Consider the following 20,543-nt stretch of genomic DNA (forward strand, 5'->3'; position numbering starts at 1 on the left):
TCGTATCGTAATTACCTTGACGGAGGATACAACCGTGGTCGACCAACCGACTGTGGAAAAGGACGTCGGCCGGATCCAACGTTCTAGCCGCGATGTCACCACACTGCCCACGGTAATGTCTCGCTGGCTTGCCACCCAGTTGCCCGGCGCGGCCACGCCGGAGATCACCGTGGAAAGCGGCGTCGACACCAACGGCATGTCGTCGGAGACCATCATGCTCACCGGCCGCTGGACGGCCGACGGCGCCCCGATTGAGCAGCGCTGGGTGATGCGTGTGGGACCGGCCGCCGAAGACGTCCCGGTGTTTCCGACCTACCGGCTGGATCACCAGTTCGAGGTGATGCGACTGGTGGGTGAACTCACCGATGTCCCAGTGCCGAAGGTCCGCTGGCTCGAACCGACCGGAGACGTGCTGGGCCGACCGTTCTTCCTGATGGACCGCATCGACGGCGAGGTGCCTCCCGACGTCATGCCCTATACCTTCGGCAGCAACTGGTTCTCTGACGCGACAGCCGAGCAGCAGCGGACCCTGCAGGACTCCACCGTCGAAGTGCTCGCCAAGCTGCACGCCATTCCGAATGCCGAACAGACCTTCGCGTTCCTCGACGATGGGCCGGATGGGGCTACCGCGCTGCACCGACACTTCGAGGGAGTGCGGCAGTGGTACGAATTCGCGGTGCCCGACATGGGATGTTCGCCGCTGTTGGACCGCGCCCTGGGCTGGCTGGAGGAGAACTGGCCGGACGGCGCGGCCGCCGGCGAGACGGTGTTGTGCTGGGGCGACTCGCGGGTCGGCAACGTGCTCTACCGCGACTTCCAGCCCGTTGCCGTGCTGGACTGGGAGATGGTGACCCTGGGGCCGCGCGAGCTCGATGTGTCGTGGATTATCTTCGCGCACTTGGTTTTCGAGGAACTCGCTGGACTGGCTGGACTCCCCGGGCTCCCGCAGGTGCTACGCGGAGAGGACGTGCGGGCCACCTACCAGAAGCTCACCGGCGTCGAACTCGGTGACCTGCACTGGTTCTACGTCTATGCCGGCGTGATGTGGGCGATCGTGTTCATGCGCACCGGGGCCCGTCGGGTGCACTTCGGGGAGATGGAAAAGCCCGAGAATCCCGAATCGTTGTTCTATCACGCCGGATTGCTCAAGAAGTTGATCGGAGAACAGAGCTGATGCTGGGGCCACTCGACGAATTCCCGATCCACCAATTGCCACAGCCGCTCGCCTGGCCGGGCTCCTCGGATCGCAACTTCTACGACCGGTGCTATCTCAACGCCCACGACCGCACCGGGGACATCTTTTTGATCACCGGGTGCGGCTACTACCCCAACCTCGGTGTCAAGGACGCCTACGTGCTCCTACGCCGCGGCGACACCCAGACCGCGGTGCACCTGTCCGACGCCATCGACCAAGATCGGCTCAATCAGCGGATCGGCGCTTACCGCATCGAGGTCACCGATCCGCTGCGCTCTCTGCGGGTGGTGATGGAGGAGACCGAGGGCATCGCGCTGGATCTGCGCTGGGAGGGGCTGTTCGACCCGGTGCAGGAGCAGCGGCACATCCTGCGGACCGGCAACCGGGTGACCCTGGACGCGCAGCGCTTCGCTCAATTGGGCTCGTGGAGTGGGCAGATCGTGATCGATGGCGAGGAGATCGCCGTCGACCCCGCGATCTGGATCGGCTCACGCGACCGCTCCTGGGGAATTCGCCCGGTCGGTGAACGCGAACCGGCGGGCCGGCCCGCCGACCCGCCGTTCGATGGCATGTGGTGGCTGTATCTGCCAATGGCGTTCCAGGACTTCGCGGTGGTGATGATCATCCAGGAGGAGCCCAACGGTTTCCGTTCACTCAACGACTGCAGCCGGGTCTGGCGCGATGGCCGTGTCGAACAGTTGGGGTGGCCACGGATCTCCACGCGCTACCGCGCCGGCACCCGCATCGCCACCGGGGCCACCATCGAGGCCACGCGCCCGGATGGCACTCCAGTGGTGTTCGAGGTGGAATCCAAACTGCCGGTGCCCATTCACGTCGGCGGCGGCTACGGCGGCGACATCGACTGGCTGCACGGCGAGTGGAAGGGTGAGAAGTTCACCGAGCGCCTGACCTATGACATGACCGATCCGGGCATCCTGGGGCGCACCAGCTTCGGGATGATCGACCACGTGGGGCGCGCGGTGTGCCGCGACGGCGACGCCGCCCCGGTCGAGGGTTGGGGACTCTACGAGCACGGTGTGCTGGGCCGGCATGACCCGACGGGATTCCCCGACTGGATCACCATGGCGCCCTAGCGCTCAGCGCTAAGCGGGTTGTCTCGTCAGCCCAGCTCGCTGACGATCGCCCCGACGGCCGCCGGGGCGATGGGCGAAGCCTGGTAAACGCAGACGGTGTCGGCGATTCCGTCGACCCGGTCGCGGATTCGCGCGGCCACCTGCGCCGGAGTACCGCATGCGGCGATGGTGTGCAGGATCTCGTCGGTGATCCGTGCACCCATCTGCGCCCAGTGGCCCTGCTTGGACAGCGCGTTGAGCTCGGGCTGCAGATCCTGCCAGCCGTGCGCGGCCAGCACCGGCGCATACGCCGGAGTCGATGCGTAGAAGCCGAGCAACATCCGGGTAGCGGCTTCGGCGGCTTCCCGCTCGGCGTCGGTGGCGCCGGTGGCCACGATGATTTCCGGCACGACCGCAAAATCCTCGGCGCGACGTCCGGATTGGGCAAGCCCTGCGCGCACCGCGGACATGGTGCTCTCATGCAGGAATCGCTTGGTGGAGAACGGCATCACCAGCAGGCCGTCGGCGTGCGTCGCGGCCGCACGGGTCAGCCGTGGTCCCAGCGCGCCGACGTAGATCGGTGGCGGGCCGTACGGGTTCGGTCCGGGGCTGAACGTCGGCGTCATCAGCGTGTGCCGATAGTAGTCACCCCGAAAGTCCAAGCGGGCGCCGGTGTTCCAGGCTTCGAAGATCGCCCGCAGCGCCGCGACCAGCTCGACCATGCGGTCCACCGGGTGGTCGAAGTCCGCACCGAAGCGCTTCTCGATCTGCGCACGCACTTGGGTACCCAGCCCCAGGACGAATCGCCCGCCACTGAGCAGCTGATGATCGTTGGCCTGGTGCGCCAAATGGATCGGATTGCGTGGGAAGGCGATCGCGACGTTGGTCATCAGGTCCAGGCCGCCCACACCGGCGGCCAACGTCAACGGTGCGAACACATCGTGCGGACCTTCGAAGGTGAAGACCCCGCCGACGCCGGCGTCGCGCAGCTCGCGTGCCTGATCGACGACACCGGTCAGCCCGCTGAGGGCCGTGAGAACTCTCAACGCGGCTCCGAAGCCCTATGAACTGATTTCGGACCCGACGGCCAAGCCGCCGGTGGATCCGGTGGCCAGGTCCACCAGGTCGCGAAGCTCACGGTTGACCGCGACAGGGTGCTCCAGGATCGAGCAGTGGCCCCCGCTGACCTCGACGAATCGGGCGAGATTGGGTGCGGCGTCAGCGATTCGCTGCGAAGCCGCCAGCGGCAACAATCGGTCGCGGGTGCTGCCGATGACCAGGGTGGGCACGGTCAGACCGTCGAGGTTGATGAAGGACGCCGGACCGAGCGCGTCGACGAGCGCCCGCACCCAGTGGCCGCGGCTTGCGGCCGGCGTCTTGGCGAACAGGTCGCAGATCAACGAGGTGACCCACGGATCGGCCTCGCCGCCGACGGCAAGCATGTGTACGAATCGCCGAGCCGCCAGGTTCGCCGGGCCGACGATCGGCACGTTGCCAAAGGCCAGCAACCCGCGACGGGCTGCCTGCACCCGGGCCCGCTGCAGTGGCGGTGGCACCTGGAACAGTTCGACTTCGGCCAGCAGGTTGCCGAGGGTGGTATTGATCAGCGCTACCGCATCGGCACGCTGCTGCACGCGGTGCCGGTAGCGGTCTGACCAGGCGCTGATCGCCATACCGCCCATCGAGTGTCCGGCGATGACGGCACGCTCTCCCGGCGCCAGGGTGGCCTCCAGCACCGCATCGAGATCGGATGCCAGGTGCGTCAGGCTGTATCCGCCGCGCTTGGGCACCCCGCTTCGTCCGTGGCCGCGGTGGTCGTAGGCGATCACCCGGTGATCGGCGCTCAGGTCGGCAATCTGAGGTCCCCACACCCGGATGGCGCAGGTGATGCCGTGCGCCAGCACGATCGGATACCCGTCGGCCGGCCCGAAGACCTGGGTGTGCAGCTTGGTTCCGTCGGCTGCCCGGACCGCCATGGTGCGGGCCGGCGGCAACTCCACCGGGAACATGCCGGCACTTCGCCGCCGACCGGACCGTTGAGCACTCATCGCCACCTCATCGGAAATGCGGCAACGCTGCCGCATCGCGAGCATACGCCTGCGTGGACTAGGTTTTCGGAAAAGCACTTCTGACGAAGGGTTCGCCCATGCGCGCGGTACAGATTTCCCGACTCGACGGACCGGCAGCTGCCCAGGTAGTCGACCTAGACGAACCGGCCGGTGCCGGCCTGGTGGTCATCGACATCCACGCCGCCGGAGTGGCGTTTCCCGATGTGTTGCAGTCCCGCGGGCTCTATCAGCACAAGCCGGAGCCGCCGTTCGTGCCAGGCGGCGAGGCTGCCGGCGTGGTGCGCAGCGCCCCGGCCGACGCGCATGTGCGCCCCGGCGACCGCGTGGCGGTATTGACCATGCTCAACGGCGGCATGGCGCAGGTGATCGCGGTGCCCGCCGCGCAGGTGTTCAAGCTGCCGGACACGGTGTCGTTCGAGGCCGGTGCCGGGCTGCTGTTCAACGACCTGACGGTGCTCTTCGCGCTGACCACCCGCGGCCGGCTGGCCGAAGGCGCCACCGTGCTGGTGCACGGCGCCGCCGGCGGGATCGGCACCTCCACGCTGCGGCTGGCCGCACCGCTGGGGGCCTCCCGGGTGATCGCGGTGGTCTCCACGGAGGCTAAAGCCGAGGTGGCCCGGGCTGCGGGCGCTACCGACACCGTGCTCGCCGACGGGTTCCGAGAGGCGGTGGCCGAGCTGACCGGCGGGCGCGGCGTGGACCTGGTGCTCGACCCGGTGGGCGGTGACCGTGTCACCGACTCGCTGCGCTCGCTGGCCCCCGGCGGAAAGCTGTTAGTGGTGGGCTTCACCGGTGGCGACATTCCGACTGTCAAGGTGAACCGGCTGCTGCTCAACAACATCGACGTGGTGGGCGTCGGTTGGGGCGCGTGGGTGATGTCGCATCCGGGTGAGCTGGAGCGCCAATGGGAGACGTTGGAGCCGTTGCTGGCCTCCGGGAAGGTGGCCGCGCCGCAACCGGATGTGTTCGGCCTCGACCGGGCCGCTGATGCGTTGGCGGCACTGGAGAATCGCACCGCGGCCGGCAAGGTCGTGCTGCGGATGCGTGACTGAGCGGCGTTAATTCTCAGCGGTCTTCGAAACGAGAGGAATTCCGATGTCGGACCAGCGTTCTTCGCACAGTGCCAGTGCACTGCTCGACGCCGTAGAGCGGTCCCCGAAAGCTGTTGCGGTGCACGATAAGTCGGCGTGGGTCGGAATTTTCACCGCCGACGGCCAGGTGAATGATCCGGTCGGTTCGAGGCCCCATGTCGGCACGGCCGCCATCGGACGTTTCTTCGACACCTTCATCGCGCCTAACACGATCGCATTTGAGGTGCAGAACGACGTGGTCGCCGGCATGTCGGTGCTCCGAGACCTGACGGTGCACACCACGATGTCGACGGGTGTCACCATGCATATCCCGATGCACCTGCGCTATGACCTGGTCTCGCAGGGGCCGGACAGCTCGCTGAAGATCCAGCGGTTGTTCGCGCACTGGGAGCTGCAGAAGATGGTCGGGCAGCTCCTTACCTCCGGTGGCCGTGGCCTGCTGGCGTCGGTGATCCTGGGCCCGCAGCTGATTCGGCACCAAGGCCTTTCTGGCTGCGCTGGATTCCTGCGCGGCCTTTCCGGGGTGGGAAAGCGCGGTAAGCGTCGGGTCGAAGACCTTGTCGCGGCGCTGGCGCACGGTGATGCGGCGGCGGTTTCGGCGCAGCTGACTCCCCATGCCACGCTGAGTCCGGACGGTGTTTCGGAGACCTCGGTCGCCGAGTTCGTCGCAACGGCGCGGCACCTGGCCGTCGAAAAGCTCTTGGCCGCAGGGCACACCGTCACTGCGACGGTGCACCTGGACGGCCGCCGCGGGGTGGGGTTGTTCGAGTTCTCCACAGCGGGCGCGGACCGGGGCGCGATTTCCGCTGTCCGCCTCTATATCTGAGGCGGACACCTACAGTACGCCGGGAATGATCGCCTTACGGTTGGGCGGGTAGTTGGGGAATTTCTGCTGATACCACTTGTGGGTGGCCATCGCCCTGGGCCCCAGGTTGGCGATGGAGAAGAGCAGGAAGATCAGGCCCGGAAGAGTCCAGGCCATGATCGCCCAGCCCGCCCACAGGACGAGCTCACCGAAGTAGTTGCCCGAAGACACCCAGCGGTATACCCCGCCGTAGGGAATGCTGTACCCGCTGCTGCCGTCCGCGCGCAGGCCGATCAGGATGCGGTCCGCTTGGAAGTTGATCCCCCACCCGACCACCGCCACGGCGAGGCCCAGGATGAAGCGGGGGTCGACAAACCAACGCTCCTGCTGCAAGTGCGGAGCCAGGGCCACGGCGTAACCGTTGGCGAATCCGTTGACGGCGTTGAAGACGAAGCCGAAGGCGATACCGGAGATCGGGAAACGTTTGTCATCGCCCTTGCGGCTCAGCGGATAGATCAACCCGCGGTAGAGATAGTGGCACTGCCACAGTGCGTACAACACGATCGCCGGTGCCCCATGCGAGTGCGCCACCAGCCAGAACGTCACGGTAAAAGCCCACCATTGGGGGCATTCGAACGTCAGCCAGCTGATCTTTCCCGGCAGCGTGAAGCGGTCGTCCGGACTGGCGAAGCGGCCATAGGGGTTGGTGAACCAGAAGCTGCTGGCGAAGGTGACGATCGTCAAGACGATCAGGAAGACGACAGCGGCGTGATAAAGACCGGCCATGGGCGGAACCTCTCATCCAGGATGCTAGGCAGTAGTAGCACATCAAACGGTCCCTACAACCGACGAGCTGCTAGGACTCGCTGATGCGCGCCTTGAACTCCGGGCACTCGACCAGTGGGGTATGGGTGCAGGTCACCGCGTGAGTGAGGCTGTCGCGCATGCGGGTGAGGCGGGCGATTTCGTCGTCGACTTGGCGAGCCTTCTCAGCCATTCGTGCACGTAGTTCGGTGTCACTGGGCGTGGCCCGCAGAAAGCGCTCGATCTGAGCAAGCGTGAATCCGGCCGCTTTGGCACAGCCGATCAAGGCGAGCCGGTCAAGCACCGCCGGCTCGTAGGTGCGGCGCAGGCCGTTGCGTTCACCGGAGCTGATCAGCCCGCGCCGCTCGTAGAACCGCAGCGCCGATGACGCCAGACCGGATCGACTCGCCACCTCAGCAATGTCCAGCATCACCATCCCCTTGACTTGAAGCGTGGTTCAAGTCAGAGACTAGCGACGAAGCGCCGCTTAAGAAAGGACACCCAGCGCCATGCCACTACATCCGCAGGTCCAAGCCCATTTGGAACGCCTGGCCGGCAGTAACTTTGCCGACCTGCACACGTTCGCCCCGGAGCAGGTCCGGCAGGCCATGCGTCTGATGACCGAAAGCCTGGGCACCGGGGAAGCCGTCGCAAGCGTTTGCGACCACATCATCTCCACGCAAGCCGGCGATTTGCCGGTTCGGATCTACCACCCGCAACCAGAGGAACGGCGTTCGGCGATCGTCTTCTTCCACGGCGGCGGCTTTGTGCTCGGCGACCTCGACACCCACGACGGGCTGGCCCGGGCGCTGGCGAACCGCACCGGCCGCGTCGTCGTCTCGGTCGACTATCCCCTGGCCCCCGAGCACAAGTACCCGGCAGCGATCAACGCCGGCTTCGCCGCCACGCAGTGGGTGGGCCGGCACGCGGGCGAAATCGGCGCCAACGGCACAAACATCGCTGTCGCCGGTGACAGTGCCGGCGGAAATCTCGCAGCTGTGGTCGCGCTGATGGCTCGCGACGCCGGTGCCCCGGCCATCACACACCAGGTATTGATCTACCCGGACTTGGATTTTCGGCGATCGAATGTTTCCATCCAAGAATTCGCGGGACGGTACGGGAACATCAGTCGAGCGACCCAGCAGTGGTTCATGAACCACTACCTCAACGGCGATCACGAAAAGCTCGATGCTCACGTCTCGCCGCTGCTGGCCCCCAGCCTCGAGCAGCTTCCTCCGGCGTTCATCGTCACCGCCGAATTCGACGCCCTGCGCGACGAGGGCGAACAGTACGGCGCCCGACTCCAACAAGCGGGTGTCCCCACCACCATCAATCGCTACGACGGGATGATCCACGAGTTCATGCGCTGGCCGTTCGACGACGCGGCCCGGGCCCTCGAGGACATCGCCGCCGCTCTCCCAGCTCGGCGCTGACGGCCGCCGAATTGAGCCCAAGGAATATACGTTGCGTCTGGCCAGCTATCGCCTAGTCTATTCACTGGACATTATGTCCAGTGAGATCTCGATGACGCAAGGAGCACGAGGCGATGCCCCCCACGGCCAGCTCCCTGGGACCGCAGCCAGCGGAGTACGACCCCGAATGGGTCCGGGCGAAGTACGCACTCGAACGCGACAAACGGCTGCGTCCCGACGCCGTGGGCCAGTTCATCGAGGTCACCGCCGATTTCTCGCACTACGCCGACGACCCGTGGACCGAACGCGTCGAGCGCGACCCGGTGCACGACCACGTCCAGGTGGCGATCATCGGCGCCGGCCTGGGCAGCCTGATCGCCGCCGCGCGGCTCCAGGAGTCCGGTATCGACGACATCAGGATGATCGACACCGCCGGCGACTTCGGCGGCACCTGGTACTGGAACCGCTACCCCGGCGTGCAGTGCGATGTCGAGTCCTACATCTATCTGCCACTGCTCGAAGAGCTGAATTACGTGCCCACCGAGCGTTATGCGCACGGCCCGGAGATCCGCGAGCACCTGCAGAACATCGCCAAGCACTACCGCCTCTACGACAACGCGTTGCTGGGCACCACGGTCACCGGGCTGCACTGGGACGACGCCGCCAAACGGTGGCAGATCAGCACCGATCGCGGCGACGCGTTCACCGCGACGCTGGTCGCGGTCTCGCCCGGATCACTCACCCGCCCGAAACTGCCCGGCATTGCGGGCATCAACGCGTTCCGCGGCCACACCTTCCACACCAGCCGCTGGGACTTCGGTTACACCGGTGGCGACGAATCCGGTGGGCTGACCAAACTTGCCGACAAGCGCGTCGGCGTGATCGGTACCGGTTCGACCGGGCTGCAATGCATCCCACACCTCGGCGAATGGGCGCAGCAGCTCTACGTCTTCCAGCGCACCCCCAGCACCGTCTCGGTGCGGGGCAATCGGCCCACCGACCCGGCGTGGGCGGCGAGCCTGCAGCCTGGTTGGCAACGCGAACGCATGGAGAACTTCACCCGGGTCACCTGCGGGGTGGAGATGGACCTCGATCTCACCGACGACGGCTGGACGCAGAAGGCCCTGGAACTCAGTGAGCCCGCCGTGATCCGCGAGACTCAGCGCCTCGGCCGGCAGATGACCCCCGAGGAGATCGCCGACTTCCTGTTTCACGCCGACTACGTAGCGATGCAACGGCTGCGCGCCCGCATCGACGAGACCGTCCGCGACCGCAAGACCGCCGAAGCGCTCAAGCCCTGGTACCGGCTGAACTGCAAGCGCCCCGGCTACCACGACCGGTACCTCGATACGTTCAACCGGGACAATGTCACGTTGGTCGACACCGATGGGCGTGGTGTCGATCGGTTCACCGAGACCGCCGTCGTGGTCGACGGCATCGAATACGAACTCGACGCGCTGGTCTTCGCGACCGGCTTCGAGGTGGGTACCGAGTTCACCCGCCGGCTCGGCTTCGAGATCATCGGCCGCGACGACGTGCGGCTGAGCGACAAGTGGGCCAAAGGCATGCGGACACTGCACGGCCTGCAGACCCACGGCTTTCCCAACTGCTTCTTCCTGGGCTACACCCAATCCGGGGTCTCCCCCAACTACACCCACACCGCCGAAGAACGGGCCCGCCATTTCGCCTACCTGGTCAGCACGTTCGTCCAGCGGGGTGCGAACACCATCGAGGCCACCAAAGCCGCCGAGGACCGGTGGCTGGCCGCGATGGACGAAGCGTCAGAAAAGCCCAAGGCCTTCTACGCCGAGTGCACACCGAGTTACCTCAGTTCCGAGGGTGATCGGGAGAATCCGCACGGCATGCTGTCGACCAATTTCGGAGGCAAGCCTGTCGAGTTCTTCGCGATGCTGAACGCGTGGCGATCCACCGGCCAGCTGGAGGGGGTGATCCTGAAATGACTTCCACTGCACCGAAACTCACGATGCGTGACCGGCACCGCGCCATGACCCGCGACCAGATCATGGCCGCCGCGTTGGAGGCGTTTGCCGACCGCGGCTATGTCGCAGTGACCATCGACGACATCGTTCGCCGGGCCGGGATCGGGCGGGCGACGTTCTATCTGCACTTCGACTCCAAAGCTGCCGTGCTGCGCGAACTGCGCAATACCCGCATGACCGTCTGGTCCCAGCAGGACGCCCCGCGTGGCGGCAGATCGGGACGGCCCTCGATCAGAGCGTTCTTCGAGAAGGTGGTCGACTTCTACACCTCCGCGCCGCAGCTCTATATGGCACTGCATCAGGCGCGGGCGGCCGACCCGGAGTTCGCCGCGGCGCATCGAGCCACCATGGAGGACAACGTCACCGAGTGGATCGAGGCCGATGCCATGCCCGATGCCACCGAGGCCCAGCTGCGGCTGGCCATCGCGATGATGTACACCATGGTCGATTCCTTCATGCACCTGTGGCTGGTCGACGGCTGGCCACTGGAGCGCGAGGCTGCCATTGAAGCGATGACCGACGCGCTGCACGCCACCATGCGCTGAAAACCCCCGGCCCGAGCGCCGGCGGGATTTATCGTGGCACAGCACGAGCGACCGCAATGCGAGCGGTTTTCCGACGAGAGGCTGCGCAATGACCGAGCTACGGGCAGACGGCGCGATGACTGAGCAGCCGACGCAACGCCGAGGCGTCATGCAATCGCTCACCGGGCTCAGTGTCCGTTACGTCGAGCGCCTGATGCCCGACCCGTACCTGTTCGCCGTGATCCTCACGCTGATCGTCGCCGGGACGGTCGCCGCTCTGGTGCGCGGCGCATCGGCCAGCGGCATGCTGACGGCCTGGTACGCCGGGGTCTGGGGGCCGCAGAACATCTTCACGTTCGCCTTCCAGATGGCCCTGATCCTGGTGACCGGCTACACGCTGGCCGAAGCCCCCGTGCTGAAGCGGGCGATCGTCCGCGTCGCGGCTGTGCCGCGCAACCAGGTGCAGGGGGCGCTGCTGTGCTTTACCGTCAGTGCCGCTGCGTCCCTATTGAACTGGGGCCTGGGCCTGGTGGCCGGTGCGCTGGTGGCCCGGCAGGTCGCGCGACGTTTCCCCGACTCGCATTTCGGCTACCTGATCGCCGCGGCGTTCATGGGCTTCATCGTCTGGACGCAGGGACTCTCGTCGTCGATCGCGCTGGCGAACACCGATGCCGGCAGCCCCATCAACGTGATCCACAAGATCGCCGGATTCACCGTGCCGTTGAGCCAGACCATTTTCCAGCCGTACAGCTGGCTCTCGGCGCTCATCGTGTTGGGGGTGCTCGCGCTCGCGGTGTGGCGGATGGAGCCGTCGGAAAGCCTGCCCCCCGATTCCGCGGTGTTCGAAGACGACACAGCGGCCGTTGAGATCCCGGCCGGCAAGACATTTGCCGAATGGCTGGAGAATCAGTGGATCCTCAACGTGCTGCTGTTCGCGGCGGGGATCACGTATTTCGTGACCAGTGGTTTCGCGCTGAACATCTCGTCGATGATCATGCTGTTCACGATCACCGCCGCCCTGCTGCACCGCACGCCGATTCGCTTCATCCGGGCATTCACCGGTGCCGCGAAGGTCTCTGGCCCGCTGCTGCTGCAATATCCGCTCTACGGGGGCCTGGTCGGACTGCTGGCGTACCAGGGCGCCGAGGGGTCCAAGCCGCTGCAGACGCTACTGGCCCAGACGCTGGTCAACGGCGCGACGGAGTACACGTTGCCGTTCCTGACCTTCATCGGCTCGGTGATCATCAGCCTGTTCGTGCCGTCCGGCGGCGGGCACTGGGCCGTGCAGGGCCCGATCGCCGTCGACTCTGCGCTGGCGATCGGCCAGCAGTCACCGGCCTATCTCGGCCTGGTATCCATGGCCGTTGCTGTCGGCGAGGGCGTGGCGAACATGATTCAGCCCTTCTGGCTGCTGCCACTGCTGGCGATCGCGAAGCTCAATGTCCGTCAGGTGATGGGCTTTACGATCGTGGCGTTCGTCATCGGGTTGGTGGTCCTGGGGGCGATGACGATCATTGCGCCGTGGGTGATCTGAGGACACCCAGCGTTCGCCATTCCTTGATATCTGCTCGTGCTTGTCGGATGCTCGTGACGGACGTGAAGGAGAATGGCTTTGAACACACCAGAAGCCGGCAGCGTGGGCAGAATCTCCGCCGCCCTGCGGGACTGCTACGCCGCGATAGAAGCCCTCTGCACCGATCTCAGCGACGCCGAGTGGGGCGCTCAGTCACTGTGCCCGGACTGGACGGTTCGCGACGTGATCAACCACGTCACCAGCATCGAGGCGGCAATGGCGGGGTGGCTGCCCGACGACGATCACACCCCGCCGCCGTTCGACAAGGCCGCGGACTTCCTGCGCGACGCCGACGCGGACGGTGCCGCGTACCGCGAACTGGTGTGCGCGATCTACGACCGGCGCCGACGCGACCTGGCCGCGTTGTCCGACGCGGATCTGATGCGGCCATCGTGGACCCCGGTCGGTCCCGCCACCTACGGGAGATTCCTGGAGATCCGGGTCTTCGACTTCTGGGTGCACGAACGAGACATCACCACGCCGCTGGGCCGCGCCACCGATGACACCGGACTCGGGGCCGAGATCGCGCTGGCCGAGGTAGCCGGCTCCTTGGGCTACATCATCGGCAAGAAGGTGGGCCTACCCGACGGGAAGAGCATCACCTTCGATCTCACCGGACCCATCACCCGCCAGCTGCACGTCGTCGTGGACGGACGAGCCAAAGCCGTTGACCACCTGGATAAACCGGATGTCACAGTGGCAACCGATTCCACGACCTTCATCCAACTGGCCTGCGGACGTATCGACCCACAGGCCCAGATCGACTCCGGCGCCATCACCTGGAAAGGCGACACCGACCTCGGCGACCGCGCCGCCCGCAACCTGAGGTTCACGATGTGACCAGTCGCCCGGATTTCATCGACTTCCACTTCGACGTCATGTGCCCGTACGCGTACCAGACGTCGCGGTGGATCCGGGAAGTCCGCGACCGCACCGGCCTCACGGTGAACTGGCGCTTCTTCAGCCTGGAGGAGATCAACCGCCAAGAAGGCAAGAAGCATCCCTGGGAACGCGAGTGGTCCTACGGCTGGTCGATGATGCGCATCGGCGCACTGATGCGTCGCCGATCGATGGCCGACGTTGATGCCTGGTACGAGCGCGCTGGCCGCGCTCTGCACGTCGAGGGCCGCAAGCCGCACGAGACGGCGGTCGCCCGCCGGTTGCTCGAAGAGCTCGGATTCGATCCCGCACTCGCCGACCAGGCGATCGCTGACCCTACAACCAGCGACGAAGTACTGACCGACCATCAACGCGTGGTCGCCGCCAGCGGCTACGGGGTACCCACGCTGTTCTTTCCCGACGGGCAGTGCCTCTTCGGGCCGGTGCTCATCGATCCGCCCACCGGCGACGCTGCCGTGCGCCTGTGGGACGCCGTGGTGGGCTGGACCGAGTTTCCGCAGCTGTACGAGCTGCAGCGACCGAAGACTCCTGCCGACGAACAGCGCATTGCCGAGACCTTCCGGCCCTATCTGGAGGCCCGCGACTGGGTGTCGATCGACCGCGGACAGGTGGTCACCTTCGCCGACCGGGAACATGGGAGATCCGCGGCAGATGAACCCTAGGTCAATGATCGCCATTGCGCCGGAACAGAATCCGGTAGCGGCCTAGGCTGCCCGATATGGCCGACTTCACCGCGTCGCTGCCCCCGGAACTGGACAACGTTCCGTCCGCCCAGGGACCGCTGCCACCGTCGTCTGATCTCGTCGGCCGTCCCTATGCCCTGCCCATCGACATCCTCGGCGAGCTGCACGGGCCGCTGTTCTACGCCGACTTCAGCGGGGTGCGAAAGCTGTACGCGTGCTCACGGGCGCTGGTCGAAGAACTGTGCGACGAGAACCGGTTCGCCAAGAACCCGATGCGCCCCTTGGAGCGAGTCCGCCAACTCGCCGGCGACGGCCTGTTCACCGCCTACCACGTTGAACCGAATTGGCAGAAGGCCCACGATGTCCTGATGCCCGGCTTCAGCTATGCCGGGCTGCGCAACTACCACGGTGCCATGCTCGACATCGGCACCCAGCTGATCCAGCGCTGGGATGACTGCGTCGGGCATCGGGCGGCGGACGCGTCGACCGACCTGCAGAAGCTCGCGATGGACACCGTCGGCCTTGCCGGTTTCGGAGCGCGATTCGACTCGTTCAGCCACGAGGGCCTTGCCCCCATCCCGCAGAGCTTCACCGCGGCGTTGGCCAAGCTCGCCGAGACCGAGGGCACCGCCGACCTCGATCACGAACTGGAGCATCTGCATCGCAGTTTCGACGAGCTGATCGAGCAACACCGAGCGACTGCCACAGCCGAACTCGGCGACCTGCTCTACGTCATGCTCGCCAGCGACTCCGACGGCGCGCCACTCCTGAGTCAGGACAACATCCGCAACCAGATCATGACGTTTCTCATCGCCGGCCAGTTGACCACATCGGAGCTGATGCCCACCGCGCTCTACAACCTGCTGCGTCATCCGGCAGTACTGTCGCGCGCAGTGGCCGAAGTCGATGCCGTGTTCGGGGTAGACGACGACTATCTGCCGACCTACGACGACATCGGAAAGCTCGGGTATCTGCGGCAGGCGATCAACGAAACACTGAGACTGTCCCCACCGGTAGTCGGCTTCGACCGAACGGCCTTGGCGGACACAACTATCGGCGATAGCTACCCGATCAGGCGGGGCGAGGCGGTTTCCGTACTCACGGGTGCGCTTCATCGTCAGCCCGAATGGGGTGACAACGTCGAACTCTTCGATCCGGACAGGTTCGACGCCACCCACTCCGCCGGCAGGCCCGGTGCGGTGTTCAAGCCCTTCGGCACCGGAGCGCGATCCTGCATCGGCCGCCAGTTCGCCCTGCACGAGGCCACCATGACGATCGCCCGGGTGGTCCACCGCTATCGCCTGATCGACTCGCAACACTATGTCCTGCAGTTCGACAGCGAGCGCAGCCGGCGTCCGACGGGCTTCCATCTCGACCTGATCCGGCGAACACCTGACGACCGCCGCACCGCCACAGCCGTGGCCGCCCCGATGCCAGAGCGGAGCGCGGCGGGTGCCAGCTCCGCGGTCAAAGCCGGCACCAAATTGGCGGTACTGCACGGCTCGAATCTTGGAACGTGTCGCGCACTGGCCAAGCAGCTTGCCGAAGAGGCCACCGACCTTGGCTGCATCGCCACGGTGGCGCCCCTGGACGACTTCGCCGGAAACCTGCCGGACACCGATGCGATCGTGATCGTCGCCGCGTCCTATAACGGTCAGCCGACCGATGACGCACGCGCCTTTTTCGCCTGGCTACTCGGCGCGGACGCCGCTCTCGACGACGCCCCGCACTTCTCGGTACTCGGTGTCGGGGATCGCAACTGGGCCGACACGTATCAGGCGGTACCCAAGCGCATCGATGAACGCCTGACCGAACTGGGCGCCCGGCCGTTGATCCCGCTGACCTCCGCCGATACCTCAGGGGATCTCAACGGCACGGTCGAAGAATTCTCGGTGGCGTTGCACGCAGCGCTGTGCGAGCACTTCGGCGATCCGGACGCGGCGCCGGTCACCGACACCGATGAACCGCTCTACGACATGCATCCCATCATCGGCCCGGTCACCGCGGCGCTCGACGCCCGCTTCGCAGTGACACCGATGACCGTCCTGGACAACACCGCCTTGGTGGGCGACGACGCGATCCTGGGCGGAGCAAAACACTTTGTCCGCGTTGTCCTTCCCGAGGGAATTGAGTACCAGACGGGTGATCACCTGACAGTCCTCGCGGACAATCCGCCAGATCTGGTCGCCACGGTGCTCGAGCTTCTCGGCATCGAAGCCGAACGGCGGCTGTCGATCAATCCTCGGCGCACTTCGCGGCGGTTGATCGCACTCGATCGGGAGGTGAGCGCGCGCGAACTGCTCACCCACTTCGTGGAGCTGCGAAAGCCGGTTACGCCGAGCCAATTGCGGCGTCTGGCCGCATCCAACCCGTGCCCGCCGGAGCGTGAACGTCTCGAGCAGCTGGCCGCATCGGCCGATCCCTGCCCACTGAGTCCATTTGAGTGCCTGGTGGAGTTCCCGGCGTGCGAATTGACGGGCGCCGAGCTGCTCGAACTGCTGGAGCCGATGACACCCCGCCACTACTCCATCGCGTCGTCCTCGCGCCTGACACCGGGGCTGGTCGGGCTGGTGGTCAGCGTGCTCGATGCGCCGGCGCGGTCCGGACATGGACTGTTTCAGGGCGTGGCATCCAATCATCTGGCCGCCGCCGCACCTGGTGCGCAGATTCGGGCACGGGTCGACCCGGCCCGCCAGGCGTTCCGTGCCGGTGCCGACCCGGCGAAGAATGTGATCCTGGTCAGCGCGGGTACAGGTGTCGCCCCGTTCCGGGGTTTCCTCGGCGATCGCTTGGCGGCCAAGCAGGAAGGGGCGCCCTATTCGCCGGCCTTGTGTTTCTTCGGCGTCCGAATTCCCGACGTTGACTATATCTTCCGCGAGCAGTTCGAGGCCGCGGAAGCGGCAGGGGTAGTCCGGATGCGCCCCGCCTTCTCCCGCGCACCGCAGGACGGTGTGCGCTACGTACAGGACCGGATCGCCGCCGACGCCGACGAAGTGTGGGAGCTGCTCGGCGATCCCGCCAAGCACACTCACGTCTACGTGTGTGGTGACGGCGCCCAGATGGCGCCGGCGGTGCGGCAGGCCTTCATCGACATCTACCGCGCGCGCACCGGCGACGACGAGGGCGAAGCCCGCGACTGGCTTATCGGCCTGGTGGAGTCCGACCGCTATGTCGAGGACGTGTGGGCTGGGTGACGCCTTCGCGAAACTCTGACCTCATCGGCATGAACGAGAACGGCCGCGGGGTGGGCAATGCACCACATGCCTACCAAGCTCTGCGCAGATCGGTCATGGGCGACCTCATGGAACCCCACAACAGAAGCGTCATACCTGCTGCCGTACTTGATATCCCGATACCCGATGCCGATGTTGAGCGCGGCGAGAGCGACGACGAAGCCGTCCAATGCTCCCGGACTGGTCCCCCGGAGACGAAGCAAGCGCATTCGCTCTCTGCTTGTTGCACAGTAGAAGGCCGCGATTAGGCCATCCGTGCTACCGTCGATGACGCACATCTTTCTTGATGGGCTTGGAAAAATGAGAGAAGTTAAGTAATGGCACAGGGCACTGTGAAATGGTTCAACGGCGAAAAGGGCTTCGGCTTCATCGCCCCCGATGGCGGAGCGCCTGACGTCTTCGTTCACTACTCCGAGATCAGTGGCGGCGGATTCCGCACGCTCGAAGAGAACGCTCGGGTTCAGTTTGAGGTAGAACAGGGCACGAAAGGTCCGCAGGCTGTGGGCGTTTCGGTAGTCTGATCGACCGTACAGACTTCAAAAGGCTGTCGCAGCGCAAGCTGCGGCAGCCTTTTTGTGATCGGTACCCTGGACGTCCAGCTGTGACACCCGTGCACGACGGGTGCCGCCGAGAATCTCGGTCAAGTCCACGACGCAGCAGATTGAGCCACCGCCGCTAGTGGCGGAGAACTCCCGGTTTGAGACACCGTCCACTGCTTCGTTGGCGAACACCCGGTCGCGGACCGCACCAATCCTTGCCGGACGGGTCCACCAGGCGACGCTCTGCGTCCCGATGCCTCAGCAACTGCCCGGTCCGGCCGCCGGCGCCCCAAAGGCACAGACGAAAAGACCGCGAACCTAAGGTAGGTCCGCGGCCATTCCGATGTCCCGAGACATCAGGTTAGTAGCGGGGACAGGATTCGAACCTGCGACCTCTGGGTTATGAGCCCAGCGAGCTACCGAGCTGCTCCACCCCGCGTCGGTATGTACGACACTACCGAACGGGTGCCCACGCCGCCAAATCGCCTGGTCTGGCGTCGCCGCCGTCACCCGACCAGCGCCGAGTCACCTCCTCCTTGTCGGCCCAACCCCGCTATGCCATGCTGCATTCCGGGGCCAGAACAGCGGGAGGGGCAACCGATGCCCGGATTTCTCGACGGCGTCGGCCGCCTGCTCAATTACCGGATGCCCGTCGGTGAGTTGATCGGCCTGGGCCTGATCCTCGGGACGCCGTACCTGACCGTCGGATTGATCTGGACGCTGACCCACACCGGCGCGCTGCACGGTCTGCGAGGGTTGGACCTCGTGGTGTCCCTTCTCGGATCGATCGTGGCGTGGCCGGTGCTGCTGATCGCTAACGTCTGTATGCAGTGACGGCAAGGCGTAACCCCGCCCGCAACATCGGAGGCCGCTCGGATGATGTTTTTGGTACGGATCATCGATCTGGCCATGAGAATGCTCGGCGTCTCCCCCAAGTCACCTTCCCTGCACGCGGGCGAAACCCGGATCCACATAGGCCAATACACCCCACGCTTCGACGATGGTCCCGTCGATCTGACTGAGGCGCTGGATTTTTGGTCTGCGGCCGCAGCAGCCGCCAACGTCGTCATGCAGTTGAGCATGCCCGGGGTCGGCCACGGCGTCGTGGAGAGCCGAGTGGAATCCGGCGCGCTGATGGAGCATCCCTGGAAGCGGCTGCGCACCACCGCCCAGTACATGGCCGTCGCCGTATTGGGCAACGATCAGGAACGCACCGCCTACCGCGACGCGGTCAACGTCGCACACCGGCAGGTGCGCTCGACCGGAGACAGTCCGGTGCAGTACAACGCCTTCGATCAGGATCTGCAACTGTGGGTCGCCGCATGCCTGTTCGTCTTCTACGAGGACACCTATCAGCTGCTGCGCGGCAAGATGTCTCAGACCCAGGCGGAGGGCTTTTATCGCCACGCCTGGCCGCTCGGCACCACCTTGCAGGTCACCGCCGACCAATGGCCGTCCACCCGCGCCGAATTCGACACCTACTGGAACACCACCTGCCAGACCCTGGCGATGGACGACGTCGTCCGCGACTACCTCATGCGGCTGGTCGACCTGAAAATGATCAGCCCGATCTTGCGGGTGCCCCTGGCGCCCCTGCTGCGGTTCCTGACAATCGGCTTTCTGCCTCCGCACTTTCGTGAGCTACTCGGCGTGCCCTGGTCGCCGACTGAGCAACGCCAGTTCGAAAACCTGTTCCTGTTCGTATCATTCGTGAACCGCTTCATTCCCCGATTCATCCGAACCGTCAACTACACCGTGCTGATGGCCGACGTTCGCTATCGCATCCGCCGAGACAAGGCACTGATCTGATCATGGCTGACCACAACGACGACGGCCTGGGGCCCAACAGCATGCTGTGGCACTTCCTGGCCGACCGGCGCTACCTTTTCGTGCTCCCCAGGGCGGTGTGTCTGTTGCTGTTGCATCCCGGCATTGCCGCCGGCATCAACGAGCACGCCCTCATGCGCAAACGCATTTGGCTACACAAGAAACGCACCTTCACCCAGGCCGTCAACTACGCCTACACCGACGTGGACATGCGGCCCCAGATGCGGTTCTCCCACGAGCATGTCAAGGGCGTCGACAGTCTCGGGCACAAGTACCACGCACTGAATCCCGACACGTTCCATTTTCAGCACAGCGCTTATGTCGAGTCCCTCGTCGTCATGGTGAACACCTTCATTCGTCGGCTCGACACCGACGAACATGAGCAGCTCTACCAGGAGTGCTGCGCGTGGTATCGCCGATATGGCGTATCGACGCGGCCGATGCCCGCGACCTGGCCAGAATTCGTCGAATACTTCGAAGATTACTGCCGCTCGCACCTGGTGGCCGGCGAACACTTCGAGCCGTTCCGCGAGCAGATTTTCGCCCCCACCGACTGGTGGATGCGCACCGTCCCCCACCCGGCCATCCGCGCCCTGCAGCACCCCCGCGCCGTGGAACTCACCGGGATCACCGTCAGCGCCGCCGACCGATGGTCACTGCGACAGTTCGTCCGATTGGCCCAGCTGTCCGCACTGACCCCTAGACACCACTGGAACGCCAAGGCACGCGCCGCACTCAGCACGGCGGCACAACACAAGCCGACAATGCCGCTGGGCGCCACGCGTCGCTGACACCACGCGGCGCCTGAGCGCCGC

At 65.6% G+C, this 20,543-nt stretch carries 19 protein-coding genes and 1 tRNA gene; 15 read left to right on the forward strand and 5 right to left on the reverse strand.

From position 1 onward, the window contains the following. Nucleotides 1-34 precede the first annotated feature (34 nt). Nucleotides 35-1,174, forward strand: coding sequence for a phosphotransferase family protein (locus tag EJK91_RS04085; protein ID WP_125078342.1), 1,140 nt, complete (start codon nucleotides 35-37; stop codon nucleotides 1,172-1,174). Then, the gene (locus EJK91_RS04090) at nucleotides 1,174-2,289 is read left to right on the forward strand and encodes a hypothetical protein (protein WP_125078321.1); all 1,116 of its coding nucleotides are present in this window, start codon (nucleotides 1,174-1,176) and stop codon (nucleotides 2,287-2,289) included. The genes EJK91_RS04085 and EJK91_RS04090 overlap by 1 nt, the downstream gene beginning before the upstream one ends. Before the next feature lie 26 nt (nucleotides 2,290-2,315). Here EJK91_RS04090 and EJK91_RS04095 read toward each other — a convergent pair whose 3' ends face one another. Continuing rightward, nucleotides 2,316-3,314 (reverse strand): TIGR03617 family F420-dependent LLM class oxidoreductase, encoded by a 999-nt coding sequence (locus tag EJK91_RS04095; RefSeq protein WP_125078322.1) that lies wholly within the window; start codon nucleotides 3,312-3,314, stop codon nucleotides 2,316-2,318. A 15-nt stretch (nucleotides 3,315-3,329) separates the two neighbouring features. Further along, nucleotides 3,330-4,316 carry an alpha/beta fold hydrolase gene (locus tag EJK91_RS04100; RefSeq protein WP_024442446.1) on the reverse strand — a complete coding sequence of 329 codons (987 nt, stop codon included), beginning with the start codon at nucleotides 4,314-4,316 and terminating at the stop codon, nucleotides 3,330-3,332. A 98-nt stretch (nucleotides 4,317-4,414) separates the two neighbouring features. On the opposite strand from EJK91_RS04100, the gene EJK91_RS04105 reads away from it, so the two are divergent. Next, complete coding sequence (locus EJK91_RS04105; protein WP_024442445.1) at nucleotides 4,415-5,389, forward strand: NADPH:quinone oxidoreductase family protein; 975 nt, start codon at nucleotides 4,415-4,417, stop codon at nucleotides 5,387-5,389. A 43-nt stretch (nucleotides 5,390-5,432) separates the two neighbouring features. Continuing rightward, nucleotides 5,433-6,254 (forward strand): nuclear transport factor 2 family protein, encoded by an 822-nt coding sequence (locus tag EJK91_RS04110; RefSeq protein WP_125078323.1) that lies wholly within the window; start codon nucleotides 5,433-5,435, stop codon nucleotides 6,252-6,254. A 9-nt stretch (nucleotides 6,255-6,263) separates the two neighbouring features. On the opposite strand, the gene EJK91_RS04115 is transcribed toward EJK91_RS04110, so the two are convergent. Then, the gene (locus EJK91_RS04115; RefSeq protein ID WP_125078324.1) at nucleotides 6,264-7,019 is read right to left on the reverse strand and encodes a DUF1295 domain-containing protein; all 756 of its coding nucleotides are present in this window, start codon (nucleotides 7,017-7,019) and stop codon (nucleotides 6,264-6,266) included. A 70-nt stretch (nucleotides 7,020-7,089) separates the two neighbouring features. Continuing rightward, the gene (locus tag EJK91_RS04120) at nucleotides 7,090-7,467 is read right to left on the reverse strand and encodes a MerR family transcriptional regulator (RefSeq protein WP_024442442.1); all 378 of its coding nucleotides are present in this window, start codon (nucleotides 7,465-7,467) and stop codon (nucleotides 7,090-7,092) included. A gap of 79 nt (nucleotides 7,468-7,546) precedes the next feature. Here EJK91_RS04120 and EJK91_RS04125 point away from each other — a divergent pair, with 79 nt between their 5' ends. From EJK91_RS04125 to EJK91_RS04160, 8 genes are all read left to right on the forward strand, one after another. Further along, nucleotides 7,547-8,470 carry an alpha/beta hydrolase gene (locus EJK91_RS04125; protein WP_125078325.1) on the forward strand — a complete coding sequence of 308 codons (924 nt, stop codon included), beginning with the start codon at nucleotides 7,547-7,549 and terminating at the stop codon, nucleotides 8,468-8,470. Nucleotides 8,471-8,583: 113 nt separating this feature from the next. After that, nucleotides 8,584-10,410, forward strand: coding sequence for a flavin-containing monooxygenase (locus tag EJK91_RS04130; RefSeq protein WP_125078326.1), 1,827 nt, complete (start codon nucleotides 8,584-8,586; stop codon nucleotides 10,408-10,410). Beyond that, nucleotides 10,407-10,994: a TetR/AcrR family transcriptional regulator gene (locus tag EJK91_RS04135; protein WP_024442439.1), complete on the forward strand. Its 588-nt coding sequence runs from the start codon at nucleotides 10,407-10,409 to the stop codon at nucleotides 10,992-10,994. The genes EJK91_RS04130 and EJK91_RS04135 overlap by 4 nt, the downstream gene beginning before the upstream one ends. Nucleotides 10,995-11,142: 148 nt before the next feature. Then, nucleotides 11,143-12,507 (forward strand): TIGR00366 family protein, encoded by a 1,365-nt coding sequence (locus EJK91_RS04140; RefSeq protein WP_241178618.1) that lies wholly within the window; start codon nucleotides 11,143-11,145, stop codon nucleotides 12,505-12,507. Nucleotides 12,508-12,585: 78 nt separating this feature from the next. After that, nucleotides 12,586-13,386 (forward strand): maleylpyruvate isomerase family mycothiol-dependent enzyme, encoded by an 801-nt coding sequence (locus tag EJK91_RS04145; RefSeq protein ID WP_241178619.1) that lies wholly within the window; start codon nucleotides 12,586-12,588, stop codon nucleotides 13,384-13,386. Further along, nucleotides 13,383-14,108, forward strand: coding sequence for a mycothiol-dependent nitroreductase Rv2466c family protein (locus EJK91_RS04150; protein ID WP_125078328.1), 726 nt, complete (start codon nucleotides 13,383-13,385; stop codon nucleotides 14,106-14,108). Before EJK91_RS04145 ends, EJK91_RS04150 begins: the two co-directional genes overlap by 4 nt. A gap of 56 nt (nucleotides 14,109-14,164) precedes the next feature. Further along, entirely contained in the window at nucleotides 14,165-17,323 is a 3,159-nt protein-coding gene (locus EJK91_RS04155; protein ID WP_125078329.1) for a bifunctional cytochrome P450/NADPH--P450 reductase, read from the forward strand. Nucleotides 17,324-17,679: 356 nt separating this feature from the next. Further along, a complete protein-coding gene (locus EJK91_RS04160) occupies nucleotides 17,680-17,883 on the forward strand; it encodes a cold-shock protein (protein WP_125078330.1) in 204 nt (67 codons plus the stop codon). A gap of 383 nt (nucleotides 17,884-18,266) precedes the next feature. Here EJK91_RS04160 and EJK91_RS04165 read toward each other — a convergent pair. Then, nucleotides 18,267-18,340: transfer RNA gene (locus tag EJK91_RS04165), tRNA-Met, on the reverse strand. Nucleotides 18,341-18,501: 161 nt separating this feature from the next. Here EJK91_RS04165 and EJK91_RS04170 point away from each other — a divergent pair. From EJK91_RS04170 to EJK91_RS04180, 3 genes are all read left to right on the forward strand, one after another. Continuing rightward, nucleotides 18,502-18,735, forward strand: a complete 234-nt coding sequence (locus EJK91_RS04170; RefSeq protein WP_046300103.1) for a hypothetical protein — start codon at nucleotides 18,502-18,504, stop codon at nucleotides 18,733-18,735. A gap of 75 nt (nucleotides 18,736-18,810) precedes the next feature. Beyond that, nucleotides 18,811-19,710 carry an oxygenase MpaB family protein gene (locus EJK91_RS04175; RefSeq protein ID WP_192830888.1) on the forward strand — a complete coding sequence of 300 codons (900 nt, stop codon included), beginning with the start codon at nucleotides 18,811-18,813 and terminating at the stop codon, nucleotides 19,708-19,710. Nucleotides 19,711-19,712: 2 nt separating this feature from the next. Continuing rightward, nucleotides 19,713-20,519, forward strand: coding sequence for an oxygenase MpaB family protein (locus EJK91_RS04180; protein WP_241178620.1), 807 nt, complete (start codon nucleotides 19,713-19,715; stop codon nucleotides 20,517-20,519). Nucleotides 20,520-20,543 lie beyond the last annotated feature (24 nt).

This window comes from Mycobacterium sp. P7213 (genome assembly GCF_900604305.1).
Taxonomy (GTDB): domain Bacteria; phylum Actinomycetota; class Actinomycetes; order Mycobacteriales; family Mycobacteriaceae; genus Mycobacterium.